This window comes from Mesorhizobium sp. M0960 (genome assembly GCF_040319055.1).
Classification (GTDB): domain Bacteria; phylum Pseudomonadota; class Alphaproteobacteria; order Rhizobiales; family Rhizobiaceae; genus Mesorhizobium.
In genome coordinates this window covers 1-18,110 of sequence record NZ_JAMYNN010000023.1, presented here as the reverse complement: position 1 = coordinate 18,110, position 18,110 = coordinate 1, and the positions used below count along the sequence as shown (strand labels likewise).

The window sequence follows — 18,110 nt, the reverse complement described above, 5'->3', positions numbered from 1 at the left end:
CCCGACGGCGAGACAATCCATGCAAGGCGGGTGACGAATGTGGGTTGGTGCATCGCGAGCCGCCGCCACCAAGCGGGCGTCGGCATGCGGAACCAAATAATTCGATCAATATATTATAAGCCTCTAATGTTCTTGTCTGGCGAGCACAAGCACGCCGGCAGGTGCAACTGCGCTGCTTTGCAACTTTTGCGGTTGCGAATACTCTTTTGCGCGGTGATTCGCGTCGCAGAAAAAAGCGGAGCCGCGGGTCGATACGAGGAGAGGGCAATGAAAACTTATCTGGCGGAAGTTCTAGGCACGTTTCTATTGGTGTTCATCGGCACGGCTTCGGTGGTGACGGGCGGCTTCGGCGGCGCGCTGCCGCTTGGCCAGGAAGGTATCGGTCTGGCATTCGGCATCGGCCTGATCGCGGCGGCCTATGCGATCGGCCCGATCTCGGGCGCGCATCTCAATCCGGCGGTGACGCTCGGCGTGTTCCTTGCCGGGCGGATGCCGGCCAGGGACGTCATTCCCTACTGGATCGCGCAGATCATCGGCGCCATCATCGCATCGCTGGCACTGTGGATCATCGTCTCCGGACAGGTCGGCGGCCACACCGGCGGCTTCGGCGCCAATGGCTGGGACGTGACGAAATGGGGCGTCAGCTCGGCCTTCCTGTGGGAGCTGATCGGAACCTTCACCTTCGTCACGGTGATCCTCGGCGTCACCAACGCCAAGCACACCACGGCCTTCGCCGGCCTCGTAATCGGCCTGACGCTGGCCGGCCTGCATTTCGCCATCATCCCGGTGACCGGCACATCGCTCAACCCGGCCCGTTCGATCGGACCGGCGCTGTTTTCGGGAACTGCGGCGATCGGCCAGCTGTGGCTGTTCATCGTCGCGCCGCTGATCGGCGGCGCCATTGCCGGCGTGGTTGCCAAGGCCGGCATTTTCGAGAAGGACTGACTTTTCGGAGGCCCAACGAAAAGGCGCGGGTCGAGGCCCGCGCCTTTTTTGTTGCGTCGAGAACTTCGTGTGCTGGATCAGGCCGCGAGGTCAAAACGGTCGGCGTTCATCACCTTGGTCCAGGCCGCGGCGAAATCCCTGACGAACTTCTGCCCGGCGTCGGCCGAGCCGTAGACCTCGGCAAGCGCCCGCAACTGCGCGTGCGAGCCGAAGATCAGATCGGCGCGGGTGCCGGTCCACTTGACCGCCCTGGTCTTGCGGTCGCGCGCTTCGTAGACTTCATCGGAGCCGGCGGCCGGATCCCAGACCGTGTTCATGGAGAGCAGGTTGACGAAGAAATCGTTGGTCAACGTGCCCGGCCTGTCGGTGAACACCCCGTGCTTCGACTTGCCGGTGTTGGCGCCGAGCACTCGCAAGCCGCCGACGAGCACAGTCATCTCCGGCGCCGTCAAGGTCAGCAGCTGCGCCCGGTCGACCAGCATCGCTTCGACCGACATCGGCGGCTTGCCCCTGACGTAGTTGCGGAAGCCATCGACTTTCGGCTCGAGCGCGGCGAAGGACTGGACATCGGTCTGTTCCTGCGAGGCGTCCATGCGGCCTGGCGTGAACGGCACCTTGACGTCATGGCCGCCGTCTTTCGCCGCCTTCTCGACCGCGGCGACGCCGCCGAGAACGATGAGGTCGGCAAGCGAGACTTTCTTGTCGCCGGACTGCCCGGCGTTAAACTCGCTCTGGATGCCTTCGAGCTTTTCGAGCACGTTGGCCAGCTGCGCCGGCTGGTTGACCTCCCAGTCCTTCTGCGGCGCCAGGCGGATGCGGGCGCCGTTGGCGCCGCCGCGCTTGTCGGAGCCGCGGAAAGTCGAGGCCGAGGCCCAGGCGGTCGAGACCAGCTCGGACACGGACAGGCCGGAGGCCAGGATCTTCGCCTTCAGCGAGGCGATATCCTGTTCGCCGACCAGTTCGTGGTCGACTGCCGGTATCGGATCCTGCCAGATCAGCTCTTCCTTCGGCACGAGCGGGCCGAGATAGCGGACGACGGGACCCATGTCGCGATGGGTCAGCTTGAACCAGGCGCGCGCGAAGGCATCGGCGAACTGATCCGGATTCTGGTGGAACCGCCGCGAGATCTTCTCGTAGGCCGGGTCGACGCGTAGCGCGAGGTCGGTGGTCAGCATCGCCGGGGCGCGGCGCTTCGAGGCATTGTGCGCATCCGGCACGGTGCCTGCACCGGCGCCGCCCTTCGGTGTCCACTGATGGGCGCCGGCCGGGCTCTTGGTCAGTTCCCATTCGTAGTTGAACAGATTGTCGAAGAAGTTGTTGCTCCATTTGGTCGGCGTCGTGGTCCACGTCACCTCGAGGCCCGAGGTGATGGCATCGCCGGCAATGCCGGTGGCATGCTTGCTCGACCACCCGAGGCCCTGCGCTTCGATGCCAGCGCCTTCCGGCTCCGCCCCGACCAGCGACGCATCGCCGGCGCCGTGGGTCTTGCCGAAAGTGTGGCCGCCGGCGATCAGCGCCACGGTTTCCTCATCGTTCATGGCCATGCGGGCGAAGGTTTCGCGGATGTCGCGTGCCGAGGCCAATGGATCGGGCGTGCCGTTCGGCCCTTCCGGGTTGACGTAGATCAGCCCCATCTGCACGGCGCCGAGATGGCCCTGAAGTTCGCGGTCGCCGGAATAGCGCTCGTCGTCGAGCCACTTGGTTTCCGACCCCCAGTCGACGTCCTGCTCGGGCTCCCAGACATCGGCGCGGCCGCCGGCGAAGCCGAAGGTCTTGAAGCCCATCGATTCCAGCGCGACGTTGCCGGTGAGGATCAACAGGTCGGCCCAGGAGATCTTGCGGCCGTATTTCTGCTTGACCGGCCACAGCAGCCGGCGCGCCTTGTCGAGATTGGCGTTGTCCGGCCAGCTGTTGAGCGGCGCGAAACGCTGCTGGCCGGCGCCGGCGCCGCCACGGCCATCGCCGATGCGATAGGTGCCGGCACTGTGCCAGGCCATGCGGATGAAGAGCGGGCCGTAATGGCCGAAATCGGCCGGCCACCAATCCTGCGAATCGGTCATCACCTGGTGCAGATCCCTGATCACCGCATCGAGATCGAGGCTCTTGAATTCCTTGGCGTAGTCGAAGTCCTCGTCCATCGGGTCCGAGAGGCTGGACTGCTGGTGGAGGACGGCAAGGTCAAGCTGGTTCGGCCACCAGTCACGATTGCTCCTCCTGGCCGATCCATGTGGGACCGGGCATTTGCCGGCGCTGTTGTCGTCGGTTTTCGCGTCCATCTTTGCCTCCGATTTTGTCGATTTTCCGGGATTTTGTTGATTTTCCGGGCAGGGCCAGCAGCCGCGCCATTCTGGAATGGTTCCAGACTAGCCTGCCCAGCCGATAAAGACAAATTGCCTTTGCTGTTTATTCTGATAGGTTTTCCTTATGATTGGCTTGACCGTCCGGCAGATGCATTATTTCGAAGCGCTGGCGCAGACGCTGCATTTCGGCCGCGCGGCCAAACTCGCCGGCGTCAGCCAGCCGGCGCTTTCTTCGCAGATCGCCGAGATGGAGCTGCGGCTCAATTGCCGGTTGTTCGAGCGCGGCGGCAAATCGGTGCGGATGACCGACGAGGCGCAGGCCCTGCTGCCGCGCATCGAGCGCATTCTTGCCGATATCAGCGACGTCGAGGCGACGGCCCGGCGCGGCCGCCCGGCGATGGAAGGCCGCTTCCGGCTCGGCATCATCCCGACGGTGGCGCCCTATCTCTTGCCGCATGTGCTGCCGGAACTGAAACGGCATTTCCCGGCATTGCAGCTCGAATTGCGCGAGGCGGTGACCGCCTCTCTGGTCGAGGACACGGCTTCGGGAAAGCTCGACGCCTTCGTCGCGGCGCTGCCTCTCGATTACCCAGGCCTGGTCACCGAGGCGCTGTTCTCCGACCGGTTCTTCCTGGCCGTGCCGGCCGGCGATCCCGCCTTCGCCTCACCGCCGGTGCCGCCGGAAAGCCCGGCGCTGGAGCGGCTGATGCTGCTGGAGGAAGGCCACTGCCTGCGCGAACAGGCGCTCGCCGTCTGCGGCAGCGTGCGGCCGGTGGCAATGGCAAGCTACGGCGCGACCAGCCTGACGACGCTGCTGCAAATGGTGGCGCACGGGCTCGGCGTCACGCTCATCCCGGAAATGGCGGCAGGACCGGCCAGCACTATCCCCGATCTGAAGATCGTGCCGTTCCAGGAACCGATGCCGCAACGCACGATCTGCCTCGCCTGGCGGCGCAACAAGGTCCGCCACGACGAATGCGTCGAACTGGCCAAGATCATCCGCGGGCTGGATGCGGCGGTGCTGGCGGCTTGAGCGGCGGGGGGTGTCGGTCAATGGTCTGGTTTAGGCCGAAGCGGACCGCAAGCCCCTTCCAAAGGAACGACTTCAACCTTTTTAGTCTGGTGTTGACCCGAAGTCGACCTTCGCACCTGAATGGCTGCATTGCGCCGCATCACAGCCGTTGGGTAGGGAGGATTGTCATCCCGAAAGCCCAAAGTTCCGTTTGTTCGAATGATGACAACTAAGGAAATAGGAAACAGCCTTTGCGCGCAATTCCGTGCTTTGGCGTTGCCGAGGGTGCTTGACTAGCATTGATCTTTTTGGTGCGGCATCCGCGGCGTGCAGTAAGTGGAGAATACAATAGCGGTGAGGGCCGCGATCGGTGAGGTTCAGTGATGAATCATGCGCAGAGTACCAGGTCAAAATGTCTCCGCTGTGACTTCACCCTTATTAAACGACGGCCCTTGATTTTACTTCACGAGATACGCGGCATGGGGTGCAACGCCATACCATCCCTCATTCCGTTATGCCTCGTTCTGCTGTTGGCATCTCCGGCAAATGGTCAGTTGGCGCCCGAAGCGTCAGCGGTTGCCACAGCTAACGACAGCTCGTCGGTCGTGGTTTCCGAACACACCGAGGTCGGCAAAGAACCCGGCAAGCCACAACCGAGCGCGCTCGGATCCCCTATATCTAGAGAGCTGGTGGTCAGCGGAACACAGGCACTCAAAACACGGGCACTCAAGGAGGGCGCGCAAACGCCGCTCGGCGAGCATGAGGAGGCTTTACGCCGCGAATTGGCCGCGGCACGAGTGGAGCTAGAGGTTATGCAGCGCGGCGCACGTGAGCTAAGCGCCCAGGCACACGTGCTGGCAGACACGGTGGCTCAGCAAGCACAAGCCCTAAATGAGCAGCAGCGAACAGACGAAGCGCTCGCGCTCGATCTGGAGGCCGCGCAGCGCGTTATCGAAAGCTACAGGGCCGAAGCCAGTCTCTGGAACAGCGAGAAGGCTGCCGCGCTTGGAGCGCACCCCTCTATGGAAGCCTCCCAGCTTGCTGCGAAGCGAACGCTTGATGACGAGCGGCACAAGGTTGAGCTCTTGGAACAAGAACTTACCACGGCTCGCCAAACTATCGATGCTCTTAAGAAAGGCGCAAATCTGGCAGCCGTCGAGCAGGCCAACGCCATAAGGGACCGACAGGTGGCCGAGGCCGCGCTAAAGCAGGCTCGAGAAACACTCGAACGGGGACGCGAACGAGCAGATTCAGCTGTACGTGACCTCGATATTGTTCGCCGGGAACGCGATGCTTTAAAGCAGAGCTCGGCAGATTTGAGTGCCGCGCTGGACCAAGAGCGTGAACGGGCTATCGGTCTAGCCCGCAGCCTCAGTGCCGCGCGTGAGGCAATTGATATTGTCAAGGGTAAGCGTCGCACTGCGGCTGTGGAGCGCGCGCCGAAAGCACGTACCCCCGCGAGTGCACTTGCAAGTAGGTTATCGCATTCGGGCGCCCAACCAGCCCGTGAACCGGACTTGCCGAAAAAACAGAAAGTGAAGGTCCAAAAGTCGCCGCAAACTGCTCTGCTGGCAACCATACCTCTTCCCGCAGCATTGCTTCCAACACGGCCATCAAAAAGCTCGAGCCGCGCCAGTGAAGACTAGGGAGCGAAAGCCGCAGGGGAGATGACAATGAACAAGTATGTCGCAGCCGCGTTGACGATCGGGATCACAATTGGGCCTGCCTCGGCTCTTGAAGCAGGTGTGGGCGGTAGGGCCGGCGGTGTCGGGGTCAGTGCTGGAGTGAGCGCCGGTTCGCAAGGCGTATCTGTGGGAGCGGGCACGAGCGTCGACGGCGTAGGCGGAGCAAATGTTGGAGCTTCGGTCGGTGCAGATGACGGATCAGTCGACGCAGGCGTTAGTGCCAGCGGCAACGTTGGTGACACAAGCACAAGTGCCAGTGTGGGCGACGATCCGTCCGCCGAAAACGAAGCGGCTACGGCACCCGACAGTTCGACTGCAGTGACGGCCCCTTCCCCTGCCAAGACCGCCAGGCAATCCATCGTCCTGCCACCCGTCCTCAGGCCTTCCAAAGCCGGTGGGAGTGACTCCACCAAGGGGTATCCCTTTGGATCTCTGGGACCACTGACAGCGAGACCCGGTACGCCGGTTGCGGTCGTGCAAGCCTGCCGCGCGGCGATCATGGCCGCTGCGACGCCGCTTGGCGCCGTCCGTGTCCACGCGGTAAGCGCAGGCGCATTGCGTCAACTTCGGGGTGCACGCACGGCGCCGATCGAGGTGCGAATAGACTACGCAAGAAAGGGTGGCATCGAAGTCCGACAGGCGCAAGTCAGTTGTCGCCTCGATGCGTCGGGCAGGGTCACTGCGATAACATAGCACCAAGCCTGATTGCCAGAGCTGCCGCACGCCGACAGCGGCACGATCCGCTTCGCCATCTACAAGGCGCCCTTCTTCGTCGGTGGCGCCGTAGGTGTTGGTCAAAGGTTCGGTTTGAGCCACGAAGCCAACCCGCAAGCCCCTTCGAAAAGAAGGCTTCAGTCCCTGTCCCAGGCTGCGAGCAACGGGCCTTTGCTTCCATAGACAGGGTCCTTGCGCGGCCGGCCAACCTTGGGGATCGTTACGACCGCCTTGGCATGGTAGGCGGCAGTCGTGCACAGGTCATAGGTGCCGGATTGAGGATAGGCGCCGACGACTAGAAAATCGTCGGATGCGGAAAGACGCTGGTGCCCGGTGCCGGCCGGAAGCACCGCGACGTCGCCGGCCTTCAGCGACAGCGTTCGTCCCATCTTGCCGCCAAAGCGAACCTTGGCCGTGCCGCGCGCGACGCCCAGCACCTCATGTATGCGCGAATGGTAGTGAACGTAGTTGTAGATGCCGTTGCGCCAGCTATCGCCCCAGCCATTGGCTTCAAAAAGCGCCTCCATGACAGCCGCCGGATCGAAGTCTTCGGGCAGCGTCACGGCGCCGCGATAGACGACCAGCGGCCAGAACGGATGGTTGGGCACCAGCCCGTCATCCCTGAACCGAAATGCATTCGCTTTGCGCGGCCTCAGGAGGTCGGCGACCTCTCGCCTGTCTGGCCTGGCGATGCCGGTGACCTGCTCGACGGCCTTCTTCGTGGTTTGCAGAATGCTCATGGGGTGGCCCTTGGGTGGTTTGGAGCTCCATGCCGGTTAATCGGCTGCGTGGCGGTTGGTTCCGCTAGGGTTAGAGTTCCGCGATCTGCACCATGGCGGCTCCGCAACAAGGTCCGGCAAATCCTGAATGGCTGCTTTGCGCCGCATTTTTGCCGTTCAGACCACCATTGCAGCTTCCCGAAAGCTGACGGTCTGCTAAGCCGGCACTAAGGCCTCGAATGGGGTGGTAGCGGTTACTCCGCCGGTCAGCCCGCTGCCCAACGATAATAGTCGCGTTGATGTCAATGCGAGCATCCCAAATATCATGCAAGTACTCCTAGGCTATCCGCCCGGGTGGTCGTTGCCACCGTGCGCGGCGATGAACATGGCGACGGCCGACCGGCAATAGGATTCGATTTCGTTGTCGTCCTCTGCTCTCGCCTCATCGAAGCGTGCGATAATCAGGAGATCGGATCCTTTGATAAGCGCGGCAAACAAGCGGGCGGACCGGAGAGGGTCGGTCACGTTCAGAACCGCCTTCGCGTGCAACTGACGCAACAGGGCCTCGATTTGGGCGATGACATGGGCGGGGCCGGCTTCGTAATGGAGCTTGCTTAACGACTTTTGATTCGTCTTGTCGGCCATGATCATGGCTTCGACACTGCGGACGTCCGGGTTCAACAGCGTGCGAAGCAGGGATGATCCCACCGCCATGAGCTGATCTTCGGCCGAACCGTCGACGCCTTCAAAAAGGGCCTGTGGTGCAAACTGATGGCAGCGGGCCGCGATGGCCGCGCTGAACAGCGCCTCCTTGTTCTCGAAGTGCCGATAGATGCTGAGCTTGGATATCTTCGCTCGCTGGGCGACCTTGTCCAATGTCGTCGCATGAAAACCCAATTCCTCAAAGAGTTCGCACGCGGCGTCGACTATCGTTTGGCCAAGCGCCTCATTGGCGGGCCGGCCGCGCCGGCCCTGGCTGTTTTCGGTCACGACAATTCCAGTCCTTGACAGTATCATAATTCTTGAATTACGATACCACGCAGTGTCAAAAATGTGCAAGCCAGGCCCAAGCCAACCCCTCATCCACATACGGAGCCCATCACCATGGATGACGTCATCATCATCGGCGGCAGCTTTGCCGGTCTCGCCGCCGCCCTGCAGCTCGGCCGTGCCCGCCGCAAGGTCACCGTTCTCGATACCGGCCTGCCGCGCAACCGCTTCGCCGGCCACTCGCATGGTCTGCTCGGCCACGATCACAAGCCACCGCTGGACATCCTGGCCGAAGCGCGGCAGCAGCTGGCGCGCTATCCCACGATCAGGCTGGTCAATGCCCGGGCCGACAGGGTCTCCGGCGCCATCGACGATTTCTCTGTCCTCACTGGCGCTGGCGAAAGCCTTGGGGCGCTGCGACTGATCCTGAGCTATGGCGTTGCCGACCAGATGCCTGATGTTCCGGGCTTTGCCGAAGGCTGGGGCACGTCCATCGTACCCTGCCCCTATTGCGATGGCTTTGAAGTCGCCGGCCAGCATTGGGGCCTCGTCTGGTCCGGCCCGCCGTCGCACAATTATGTCAGGCTGTACCACGACTGGACCGACACGTTGACGGTCTTCGCCGATGGTCACGACATTGCACCCGATATCCAGGCCGATCTGGCGCGCCGCAACATACCTGTCGTTGATGGCCGGATCACCGAAATCGCCCGCCACAGGGGCCACAATGCCACCGTCAAGCTCGATACCGCCCCCGATGTCGCAGTCGATATCTTGTTCGCGCATCCGCGCAACAAGCCGTCCGCAAGCCTGCATGAATCACTGGGACTCGCCACGGTCAATACGCCCCTCGGCATCGCCCTGAAGGCCGACGAGCGCCGCGAAACCAGCATACCCGGCATGTACGCCGCCGGCGATCTTGCAAACCCAGCCATGGCTTCGGTCACCACAGCAATATCGCAGGGCGCGACGGCGGGTATCTCAGCCCAGCAGTCGATGCTTGTTTGAGAGCACAGATTGGAGATGAGCATGGCCGTCGAACCGGACAGCGCGGGTGTGCGCTTCCCTCCGCCCTTCGTCTATCTAGGAGCGCTGCTGTTGGGGCTGGCGGCGGAGCGGTTCGTCACCCTGCGCTCTTTCGGCATCGACTGGCGGTTGCTGGTCGCGACGGGCGCGCTGCTGTTCGTTGCCGGCGCGGCGATGATGCTTGCGGCGGCGGGGCTGTTCCGGCGGCTGGGCACCAACGTTCCGCCGTCGCAGCCAACGACCCTCATCGCAACGACCGGTCCTTATCGGTGGACCCGCAATCCCATGTATCTCGGCATGGCGCTTATCTATTCCGGCCTTGCGATCGGCTTCGACGGGCCGATCGCCTTCGCCTTGCTCCCGTTGGTGCTGATCGCGATCCAGACGCAGGTGATCGCCCGCGAGGAGCGCTATCTCGAAGCGAAGTTCGGCGACGACTACCGCCGCTACAAGGCCGAGGTTCGCCGCTGGCTCTGACTATTCCGCCGCTGCCGCCTGCGGGGCCTTCTGATAAACCAGCACCGGCTTCCTTGCCGCGAGCTATCATATTCTGAAGGTTGCGGGCCGGTGTCACGGAAACCGACTGCCGGCTGACGCAGTACACCCGGCACCTGAGGAGACGCACATGTCCAAAACCAGAGACACCGAGGCCAGCATCAGGATCGCTCGTCCGACCGCTCTTGGAGAAGCCTGACACACATGGAGTTCGAACACGTCACCTTCGACCTGCCACACTGCACCTTTCACGCGCTGCAGGGTGGTGATCCCGATGGTCAACCGACGCTCGTCTTGCACGGCTTGCCGCCACAAAATGAGCCGTCGACGTACCGCACACCGATGTCTGCTTTCGAGAAGCGGTGACCAAGAGCGGACAGACCGCCACCGGCCCATATTGAGACGTTCAAGCAGTTTTCCTAACCTATCCGCCTCTGACCGCCCACCTCCCCCACCCCCTCACGGCACAAATATCAAAAACACATACGTGCAAAACACCACAAGGTGCACCAGCCCGGTCAGGAACGTCGTTCTCTCCGTGCTGAAACTCACATTGCAGATGAAAAGCGCCAAGACCAAAAGCACCACGTCGGTCGACGGCAGCCCCAGCGTCAGCCCTCTTCCGGTCAGCAGGCTGGCGGCGGCGATGCCTGGTATTGTCAGGCCGATCGTGGCGCAGGCCGAACCCATGGCGACGTTCAGGCCGCGCTGCAGCTCGTTGTTGAGTGCGGCGCGAACCGCCGAGATGGCTTCCGGCATCAAGACCAGCCCAGCGATCATTGCGCCGACAATGGCGTCGGCCTGGGGCACCTGATAGGCGACGAGCGCATCTTCGACGCTGGCGGCGACCTGCTCGGCCAGCATGACGATGCCGATCAGCCCGATCAGCAGGAGCAGAGCACTAGCGGCAATGCTTTCGTGGGCGTCGGCTGGCACTGCGGCGCCATGTGCTTGTGCGTCGATGAAATCGTCGCGGTGGCGGACAGTCTGCGCGAACAGAAAACCCGCATAGAGCAGCACTGAAAGCACGCTGACGAAGCCGAGTTGGGCGGCCGAGAACGTGCCGGGATCGGTGGTTCGCGTGTAGGTCGGCAGAATGAGCGTCGTAACGCTGAGCGCGACCAGAACCGCCAGATAGGCGCTGGTGCCTTGGCGGACGATTGCCTGCTTGCGATGACGCCAGCCGCCAAACGTCAGACACATGCCGACGACGCCGGTCGAGGTGATCATCACCGTCGAGAAGACGGACTCGCGTGCGAGCGTCGGGTTGTTGGCTCCATGCAGCATGATCGAAACGATGATCGAGACTTCGATTGCCGTCACGGCGATGGTCAGCACCAAGGTGCCGTACGGCTCGCCTACCCGCCTAGCCACCGCCTCGGCGTGGTCGAGCACCACGAAAATGGTGGTGAACATGATCGCGCTCGACAGCGCGCCGATAAATATCCTGGTGCCTAGCGACCCTTCGTCCACCGACACCCCGCTGGCCCTGACCGCGACAGCCATCGCCAGCGCGGCCAGCGGCATGCCGTAGGAAACCGCCGATCTTGCGAAACCACTCATTGTCACCTTTTTGCCTTCCCGCGAATCCGGTGGAAGGGCGATTTGCAACCGCTGTTGCGCACTGCGACCATTCCGGCCCAGAGGAATCGCATATGACAGGTGATGACGAGCCCCATCGCAGCGTACCCCACCCCTAGCCCTTCAAGGGGGAGGGCAATCGCATTTGGATACGCGATTGCGCTGCCCCTGCCTCCGCACACCTCCGCTGTCCCCTAGTCCGAAACATCATGTCACCCGCAGGGAAGCTCACGCGCTAGCCGGGCTTGTTGGCTTTGACGACCTTCTTGCATTCGGGCGTCAGCTCGCTCATGTGACCGGCCAGGCATTTGACGGCGCGGCCACCGCCCGGCAACACGCCCTTGCACAACTTCTGGTAATCTGCCTGGCAGGCCTCACGCTCGGCCGCCGTCTGCGCCAGCGCCGCGGTGGCTGCCAGCTGAGTTGCCAGGAAAAGCACACCTAACCCAAACCGCATGGAACACTCCCCTCAAACATGTTGCTCAAACAACGCCTCTGTCACGCGTAGATACGAACGGAAGGCTCCTCAAGCCGTCTTCTGCGTCACCAATCCCAGTTCATCGATCATCGCCTGGCGCATCAGGTATTTCTGCGGCTTGCCGGTCACCGTCATCGGCAATTCGGTGCGGAAGCGGATGTAGCGCGGGATCTTGAAGTGGGCGATCTGGCCGGCGCAGAAGGCCTTGACCTCCTGCTCCGTGGTGATCTGGCCGGGCTTCAACACGATCCAGGCGCACAGCTCCTCGCCATATTTCGGGTCGGGAATGCCGAATACCTGCACCTCCTTGATCTTGGGGTGGCGATAGAGGAATTCCTCGACCTCGCGCGGATAGACGTTCTCGCCGCCGCGGATGACCATGTCCTTGACCCGGCCGACGATGTTGCAATAGCCCTCGGCATCGATTGTGGCGAGGTCGCCCGTGTGCATCCAGCCGTCGGCGTCGACCGCCTCGCGGGTCTTCTGCTCGTCGTCCCAATAGCCCTTCATCACGGAATAGCCGCGCGTGCAGAGCTCGCCCGGCGCGCCGACCGCGACGGTGGCGCCTTCGGCGTCGATGGCCTTGACCTCGACATGCGGATGGACCCGGCCGACGGTCGAGACACGCTTTTCCAGGGGGTCGTCGACGCTGCTCTGGAACGACACTGGGCTGGTCTCGGTCATGCCGTAGGCGATGGTCACCTCGGCCATGTGCATCAGCGACACCACCTTCTTCATCACCTCGATCGGGCATGGCGAGCCGGCCATGATGCCGGTGCGCAGGCTGGTGAGATCGAAGGAGGCGAACTCCGGATGGTCGAGCAGACCGACGAACATGGTCGGCACGCCGTAGAGCGCGGTGCAGCGTTCCGTTGCCACCGCCTTCAGCGTGGCGCCGGCATCGAAACCCTCGCTCGGGAAAACCATGGTCGCGCCTTTGGTGACGCAGCCCATCGTTCCCATCGACATGCCGAAGCAGTGGTAGAGCGGGACCGGAATGCACAGCAGGTCGTCGACGGTGAGCCGGATCGCCGCGGTGACGAAATTGCCGTTGTTGACGATGTTGTTGTGAGTCAGCGTCGCGCCCTTCGGCGCACCGGTGGTGCCGCTGGTGAACTGGATGTTGATGGCGTCGTCCGGTTTCAGCCCGTCGGAGATGCGGTCCAGCTTGTCATGCTCGTCGCGCCCGGCCATTGCCAGCACGTCGGCGAAATTGAACATGCCCGGCGAATTCTCCTCGTCCATGCGGATGACGGTCTTTAGCGCCGGCAGTCTGTTGGCGTCGAGCTTGCCGGGGGTGGCCTTGGCGATCTCCGGCGCCAGCGTCTCGATCATGCCGAGATAGTCGGAACTCCTGAACTTGGCGGCGGTGACCAGCGCTCGGCAGCCGACCTTGTTCAAGGCATATTCCAGCTCGACCAGCCGGTAGGCCGGGTTGATGTTGACCAGGATCAGGCCGATGCGGGCGGTGGCGAATTGCGTCACCAGCCATTCCCAGCGGTTCGGCGACCAGATGCCGACGCGGTCGCCTTTCTCGAGGCCGAGCACCAGGAAGCCGGCGGCGAGCGCATCGACGGTGTCCGACAGTTCCTCCCAGGTAAAGCGCTTGTCCTGCTCGACGAAGACGGCGGCATCGAGCGTGCCGTATCTGCCGACCGTATCGGCAAACAGCGCCGGGATGGTCAGGTTGAGCAACGGCACGCTGCGGTCACCGGAGACATGCGCCGTGCCGTCAACCGGCGCAATGAACGAACCGCCATCGCGCTTGCCGCGCAGGTTGGTTGCATTCTTCAACTCGTCGAGATTGATCGGCATCGCCGTGTCCTCCGCAGACAGAACGAGCCTATCAGCCCGGCGGGGTGGTGGAAATCCCGTCGATGGTAGGGCTGGGGTTGGAACTCGCCCTGTCAGGGCCGAAAACAAAAAAACCCGCCACGGCGGGCGGGTGTTCGGGGCCAATTGGCACCATAGCGAGATTAGTAGCATAGCTGCCGGCACAAAGCAAGAACAAAATTGCTGTACATCAGGAAAATCGCTTCGGGTCGGTGCCGCGGCTAGACCGCTGGATCCAACGTTAGTGGTTGGCAAAGGCCGAGGCGATATCCGATCTCCCCCCTTGCGGGTGAGATGCCCGGCAGGGCAGAGGGGGGGCGAAGGATCGCCAAGTTCGACTTCAGCACCCCCAACCGGGAACGGATGAGGCTCCGATTGGCTGACAGGTCGGCGGGACAGCACCCCCCTCTGGCCTGCCGGCCATCTCCCCCGCAAGGAGGGAGATTGGCAGCTTGGCCGACGGCGCCTGCTCCGCAATCGTCAACTCGAGTTCACCAACGCCATCCTGGCCGCAATATCGCGCAAGATCGCCTCGTCGGCCGGAGCGCGCATCTTCCGCGACGCCACGAGACAGGCCTGCGAGCGCAGGATCACGCCGTCGGCGAGCACCTTGAGATGGTTGGCGCGCAGCGTCGCGCCTGACGTGGTGATGTCGACGACGATGTCGGCCAATCCGGCCGCCGGCGCGCCTTCGGTGGCGCCGAGGCTTTCGACGATGCGGTAGACCTGGATGCCGTGCTTTTGCGAAAAGAATTGCTGGGTCAGGCGCCAGTATTTGGTGGCGATCCTGAGCCGCCGGCCATGGCGCTGGCGAAAATCGGCGGCGACGTCGTCGAGGTCGGCCATGGTGTCGACGTCGAGCCAGATGTCGGGCACGGCGACGACGACGTCGGCATTGCCGAAACCGAGGCGGGCGATGATTTCGGCGCGTGCCTCGCAGTCGGCGAGGTTTTCGCGCAGCAGGTCCTCGCCGGTGATGCCGAGATCGACCGAGCCCTGGCCGATTTCGCCTGCGATCTCGGAAGCCGACAGGAAGGCTATCTCGACGCTGTCCAGGCCATCGATGCGGGCGCGGTATTTGCGCTCGTCGCCGGGCAGGCTGACGGCAAGCCCGGCCTTGGCCAGCACCTCCAGCGCCTGCTCCTTGAGCCGGCCCTTCGATGGGATCGCCAGCGTGATCATGGCGCTGTCTCCCGCAGCGCCTCGATGCGGTCGAGCCAGACAGAAAAACCGACGCCGGGGATCGGCGTCTTGGCGCCGAGCAGCGTCAGCAGCCGGTCGTAGCGGCCACCACCGGCCAGCGGCCGGTCGCCGCCTTGCGCCGCGACCTCGAAGACGAGGCCAGTGTAATAATCGAGCGGGCGGCCGAAGGCGGCATCGTAGCTGATTTCAGACATCGGCAGACCGAGGCTTTCGATGGCCGCGGCGCGGGCGGCAAAATTCTCCAGCGCAGTTCCCAGCGAAAGCCCGGCATCGGCGGCAAAACTTGCGAGCGCCCCGGCGGCGCTATCTAGCGGCACGTCGATCGCCAGGAAACCCTTCAAAGCCGCAAATGCCTCGTTCGACAGCCGGACGCTGCGCAGTTCGGCTTTCTCGATCAGCCGCCGCGCAATTTCGGACGGCGAACGCCCGGCCGTTGCCGACAGGCCGGCCTCTTCCATGCCGCCGGCGATATGCGCCGAAAGAGCCTCCAGATCGCCGTCGAGGACAAGCGCTGCCACCGCGCCGGCGATCTGGCTGTTGCGCGGCGGATTGGCGAGGTCGGCAAGCGCCGCTTCCAGCATTGGCGCCGAGCCGAAGGCGCGGGCCAGCCGCATGCGCCAGCCGCGCGGCAGGCCAAGCGCTGCCAGCACCGCCTCGAAGATGGTCTGGTCGCCAAGCGTCACCGCCAGCTCCCGTCCGGGCAGCACCAGCGAAAGCAGCGCATGCGCATCGGCCAGCGAACGCGCATCGGCGGCGGCCGTGTCGCGGTCGCCGAGGTCCTCGATGCCGGCCTGGAAGAATTCGTTGCCGCCCTCGCGGCGCTGGCGAAACACCTCGCCGAGATAGGAATAGCGGCGCGGCGTGCCGGCCTGGCTGGCAATGTGGTCGAGGCAGACCGGAATCGTGAATTCCGGCCGCAGGCAAAGCGTCTGCCCGGTCTCGCTTTCGGTGAGGAAAATCCGCCGGCGCAAATCCTCGCCCGCCATGTCGAGGAACGGATCGGCCGGCTGCAGCACGGCGACCTCGACCGCATGGGTGTTGCGCGCGGCGAAGAGCGTCGCGATGTCGGATGCGATGGCAGGGGAGGTCATGGGGATGTGGGGCGCGAGGCACCCCCCTCTGGCCTGCCGGCCATCTCCCCCGCAAGGGGGGAGATTGGATATCGCGCCTGCTTTCGCCAATCTCCAGCGTTGGAAAGAAGACGGTGAGGCTGAAGCTGCCAATCTCCCCCCTTGAGGGGGAGATGGCCGGCAGGCCAGAGGGGGGTGCTCACGCGCCACCTTTCGCCCGGTCGGCCGCCTGCGCCGCCAGTATCTTCTTCACCTCGGCGACCAGATCGCCTTCCGCCACGGTCACCTGCGCCGGCCGTGCGGCGCGCCATTCGGCGTTGTCGGCGATCTCGGCCGACATCTTCGCGCCTTCGATCAGGTCCTTGATCTGCAGCTCGCCCTTGGCGCGCTCGTCGCCGCCCTGGATGACGGCGACCGGGCTGCCGCGGCGGTCGGCATATTTGAGCTGCGCCTTCATGCCGGCGCCGCCGAGATACATTTCCGAGCGGATGCCGGAGGCGCGCAGCTCGGCGACCATCTTCTGGTAGCGGCCGAGACTTTCCGTATCCTTGTCCATCACCAGCACGACGACCGGCGCGATCACATCCGAAATGTCGAGCTTGCCGAGGTTCTTCAGCGCCGTCATCAAGCGGGAGACGCCGATCGAAAAACCGGTCGCCGGCACCGGCTCGCCGCGGAAGCGCGAGACGAGGCCGTCATAGCGGCCGCCACCGCCGACCGAGCCGAAGCGCACGATCTGGCCGTCCTCATTGGGGATCTCGGCCAGCAGCTCGGCCTCGTAGACCGGGCCGGTGTAATATTCGAGGCCGCGGACGACGGAGGGGTCGATGCGGATGCGATCCTCACCGTAGCCGCTTTGTGCGACCATGGTTCTTATCTGTTCCAGCTCTGCAAGGCCCTCGACAAACGACGCATTCGTTATGCCCAGATGTTCGAGTTTCCTTTCCTCGACAAGATTGCTGAGTCCGGGGTTGATGGATCCCAGTGTCTGGACAATTTTTTCGGGATCGTGCTGCGCCATGACTGTGAAATAGCTGATCACAACGTCGATTTGCGCATTATCCAGCCCGGCACCTTTGGTGAAATCACCGCTCTCGTCCTTGCGCCCTGCACCCAAAAGCAGGCGCACGCCCTCGACGCCCAACTTGTCCAGCTTGTCGATCGCGCGCAGCACCTGCAGGCGGCGGCCAGCGTTCTCCTCGCCGCCGAGGCCGATCGCCTCGAGCACGCCGTCGAGCACCTTGCGGTTGTTGACGCGGATGACGTAGTCGCCGCGCTTGATGCCGAGCGCCTCCATCACATCGGCCATCATCATCGCCATCTCGGCGTCGGCGGCGACGCCCGGCGTGCCAACCGTGTCGGCATCGAACTGCATGAACTGGCGGAATCGGCCGGGACCGGGCTTCTCGTTGCGAAACACCCAGCCGGAGCGATAGCTGCGATAGGGCTTCGGCAGGCGTTCGAAATTTTCGGCGACAAAGCGCGCCATCGGCGCGGTCAGGTCGTAGCGCAGCGACAGCCACTGGTCGTCATCGTCCTGGAACGAGAACACGCCCTCGTTCGGCCGGTCCTGGTCGGGCAAAAATTTGCCGAGCGCATCGGTGTATTCGATCAGCGGCTGGTCGACCGGCTCGAAACCGTAAAGCTCGAAGACCGAGCGGATCGTCGCCATCATCTTCTCGACGGCGCGCAGATCGTCGGCGCCGCGGTCGACAAAGCCGCGCGGAAGCCGCGCTTTCATTTTTTCGGATTTGTCGGCCATGGGATGGGTACTCGGTGGTTTCGTGGCGCTCCGGGGATCGGTTAAATAACCGATTTCCACGGCGCGGGTGTCCTAACCGATGCAGCCGGGAGCGGCAAGGGTTTGCGCTTCTTCCTTCTCTCCTTGTGGGAGAAGGTGGCCGAGCGAAGCTCGGTCGGATGAGAGGTGTTCCAGGGAACGCCTGCGCCTCATTTCTTCCAACACCCCTCAACCGTCTCGGCGCTGCGCGCCGATCCACCTTCTCCCCTCTGTGGGCCTGTTGCGTAATTCGCTGATTGTGATTCTCTGAGGTGGACG

15 protein-coding genes are annotated in these 18,110 nt (G+C 63.5%); 6 read left to right on the top strand and 9 right to left on the bottom strand.

From position 1 onward, the window contains the following. Nucleotides 1-267 precede the first annotated feature (267 nt). On the top strand, nucleotides 268-945 hold the full coding sequence (locus NKH63_RS27730) for an MIP family channel protein (protein ID WP_352641539.1): 678 nt from the start codon (nucleotides 268-270) through the stop codon (nucleotides 943-945). Nucleotides 946-1,022: 77 nt separating this feature from the next. Here the strand turns inward: NKH63_RS27730 and katG are convergent, their stop codons facing one another. Further along, nucleotides 1,023-3,221, bottom strand: coding sequence for a catalase/peroxidase HPI (katG, locus tag NKH63_RS27725; RefSeq protein WP_352919669.1), 2,199 nt, complete (start codon nucleotides 3,219-3,221; stop codon nucleotides 1,023-1,025). A gap of 148 nt (nucleotides 3,222-3,369) precedes the next feature. Between katG and NKH63_RS27720 the strand changes: the two genes are divergently transcribed. After that, nucleotides 3,370-4,278 (top strand): hydrogen peroxide-inducible genes activator, encoded by a 909-nt coding sequence (locus NKH63_RS27720; protein ID WP_352919666.1) that lies wholly within the window; start codon nucleotides 3,370-3,372, stop codon nucleotides 4,276-4,278. Nucleotides 4,279-4,640: 362 nt separating this feature from the next. Beyond that, nucleotides 4,641-5,903, top strand: coding sequence for a coiled-coil domain-containing protein (locus NKH63_RS27715; protein WP_352919663.1), 1,263 nt, complete (start codon nucleotides 4,641-4,643; stop codon nucleotides 5,901-5,903). 890 nt (nucleotides 5,904-6,793) lie between these two features. On the opposite strand, the gene NKH63_RS27705 is transcribed toward NKH63_RS27715, so the two are convergent. Continuing rightward, entirely contained in the window at nucleotides 6,794-7,396 is a 603-nt protein-coding gene (locus tag NKH63_RS27705) for a cupin domain-containing protein (RefSeq protein ID WP_023716487.1), read from the bottom strand. A 321-nt stretch (nucleotides 7,397-7,717) separates the two neighbouring features. Continuing rightward, on the bottom strand, nucleotides 7,718-8,365 hold the full coding sequence (locus NKH63_RS27700; protein ID WP_023716486.1) for a TetR/AcrR family transcriptional regulator: 648 nt from the start codon (nucleotides 8,363-8,365) through the stop codon (nucleotides 7,718-7,720). Between the two features lie 114 nt (nucleotides 8,366-8,479). Here NKH63_RS27700 and NKH63_RS27695 point away from each other — a divergent pair, with 114 nt between their 5' ends. The 3 genes from NKH63_RS27695 (at nucleotide 8,480) to NKH63_RS27685 (ending at nucleotide 10,252) form a co-directional block, all read left to right on the top strand. Further along, nucleotides 8,480-9,373, top strand: coding sequence for an NAD(P)/FAD-dependent oxidoreductase (locus NKH63_RS27695; RefSeq protein WP_352910818.1), 894 nt, complete (start codon nucleotides 8,480-8,482; stop codon nucleotides 9,371-9,373). 21 nt (nucleotides 9,374-9,394) lie between these two features. Beyond that, entirely contained in the window at nucleotides 9,395-9,868 is a 474-nt protein-coding gene (locus tag NKH63_RS27690; protein ID WP_023716484.1) for a methyltransferase family protein, read from the top strand. A 222-nt stretch (nucleotides 9,869-10,090) separates the two neighbouring features. Beyond that, on the top strand, nucleotides 10,091-10,252 hold the full coding sequence (locus tag NKH63_RS27685; protein ID WP_352592606.1) for a hypothetical protein: 162 nt from the start codon (nucleotides 10,091-10,093) through the stop codon (nucleotides 10,250-10,252). A 93-nt stretch (nucleotides 10,253-10,345) separates the two neighbouring features. On the opposite strand, the gene NKH63_RS27680 is transcribed toward NKH63_RS27685, so the two are convergent. The 6 genes from NKH63_RS27680 to hisS form a co-directional block, all read right to left on the bottom strand. Then, nucleotides 10,346-11,449: a calcium:cation antiporter gene (locus NKH63_RS27680; RefSeq protein WP_352592603.1), complete on the bottom strand. Its 1,104-nt coding sequence runs from the start codon at nucleotides 11,447-11,449 to the stop codon at nucleotides 10,346-10,348. 253 nt (nucleotides 11,450-11,702) lie between these two features. Next, entirely contained in the window at nucleotides 11,703-11,924 is a 222-nt protein-coding gene (locus tag NKH63_RS27675; RefSeq protein ID WP_352592600.1) for a cysteine rich repeat-containing protein, read from the bottom strand. 69 nt (nucleotides 11,925-11,993) lie between these two features. Then, nucleotides 11,994-13,760 carry an AMP-binding protein gene (locus tag NKH63_RS27670; protein WP_352792069.1) on the bottom strand — a complete coding sequence of 589 codons (1,767 nt, stop codon included), beginning with the start codon at nucleotides 13,758-13,760 and terminating at the stop codon, nucleotides 11,994-11,996. A gap of 498 nt (nucleotides 13,761-14,258) precedes the next feature. Next, nucleotides 14,259-14,960, bottom strand: coding sequence for an ATP phosphoribosyltransferase (gene hisG / locus NKH63_RS27665; protein WP_352592594.1), 702 nt, complete (start codon nucleotides 14,958-14,960; stop codon nucleotides 14,259-14,261). Further along, nucleotides 14,957-16,072 (bottom strand): ATP phosphoribosyltransferase regulatory subunit, encoded by a 1,116-nt coding sequence (locus tag NKH63_RS27660; protein WP_023716480.1) that lies wholly within the window; start codon nucleotides 16,070-16,072, stop codon nucleotides 14,957-14,959. Before NKH63_RS27660 ends, hisG begins: the two co-directional genes overlap by 4 nt. Nucleotides 16,073-16,250: 178 nt before the next feature. Next, a complete protein-coding gene (gene hisS / locus NKH63_RS27655) occupies nucleotides 16,251-17,813 on the bottom strand; it encodes a histidine--tRNA ligase (protein WP_352592591.1) in 1,563 nt (520 codons plus the stop codon). Nucleotides 17,814-18,110: the final 297 nt, after the last annotated feature.

What these genes read in the sequence shown, in the direction of transcription:
- NKH63_RS27690 (WP_023716484.1), top strand. Translation starts at nt 9,395, where the DNA reads ATGGCCGTCGAACCGGACAGCGCGGGTGTGCGCTTCCCTCCGCCCTTC.
- hisS (WP_352592591.1), bottom strand. Translation starts at nt 17,813, where the DNA reads ATGGCCGACAAATCCGAAAAAATGAAAGCGCGGCTTCCGCGCGGCTTT.
- NKH63_RS27730 (WP_352641539.1), top strand. Translation starts at nt 268, where the DNA reads ATGAAAACTTATCTGGCGGAAGTTCTAGGCACGTTTCTATTGGTGTTC.
- hisG (WP_352592594.1), bottom strand. Translation starts at nt 14,960, where the DNA reads ATGATCACGCTGGCGATCCCATCGAAGGGCCGGCTCAAGGAGCAGGCG.
- NKH63_RS27720 (WP_352919666.1), top strand. Translation starts at nt 3,370, where the DNA reads ATGATTGGCTTGACCGTCCGGCAGATGCATTATTTCGAAGCGCTGGCG.
- NKH63_RS27675 (WP_352592600.1), bottom strand. Translation starts at nt 11,924, where the DNA reads ATGCGGTTTGGGTTAGGTGTGCTTTTCCTGGCAACTCAGCTGGCAGCC.
- NKH63_RS27705 (WP_023716487.1), bottom strand. Translation starts at nt 7,396, where the DNA reads ATGAGCATTCTGCAAACCACGAAGAAGGCCGTCGAGCAGGTCACCGGC.
- NKH63_RS27685 (WP_352592606.1), top strand. Translation starts at nt 10,091, where the DNA reads ATGGAGTTCGAACACGTCACCTTCGACCTGCCACACTGCACCTTTCAC.
- NKH63_RS27660 (WP_023716480.1), bottom strand. Translation starts at nt 16,072, where the DNA reads ATGACCTCCCCTGCCATCGCATCCGACATCGCGACGCTCTTCGCCGCG.
- NKH63_RS27670 (WP_352792069.1), bottom strand. Translation starts at nt 13,760, where the DNA reads ATGCCGATCAATCTCGACGAGTTGAAGAATGCAACCAACCTGCGCGGC.
- NKH63_RS27680 (WP_352592603.1), bottom strand. Translation starts at nt 11,449, where the DNA reads ATGAGTGGTTTCGCAAGATCGGCGGTTTCCTACGGCATGCCGCTGGCC.
- katG (WP_352919669.1), bottom strand. Translation starts at nt 3,221, where the DNA reads ATGGACGCGAAAACCGACGACAACAGCGCCGGCAAATGCCCGGTCCCA.
- NKH63_RS27715 (WP_352919663.1), top strand. Translation starts at nt 4,641, where the DNA reads ATGAATCATGCGCAGAGTACCAGGTCAAAATGTCTCCGCTGTGACTTC.
- NKH63_RS27695 (WP_352910818.1), top strand. Translation starts at nt 8,480, where the DNA reads ATGGATGACGTCATCATCATCGGCGGCAGCTTTGCCGGTCTCGCCGCC.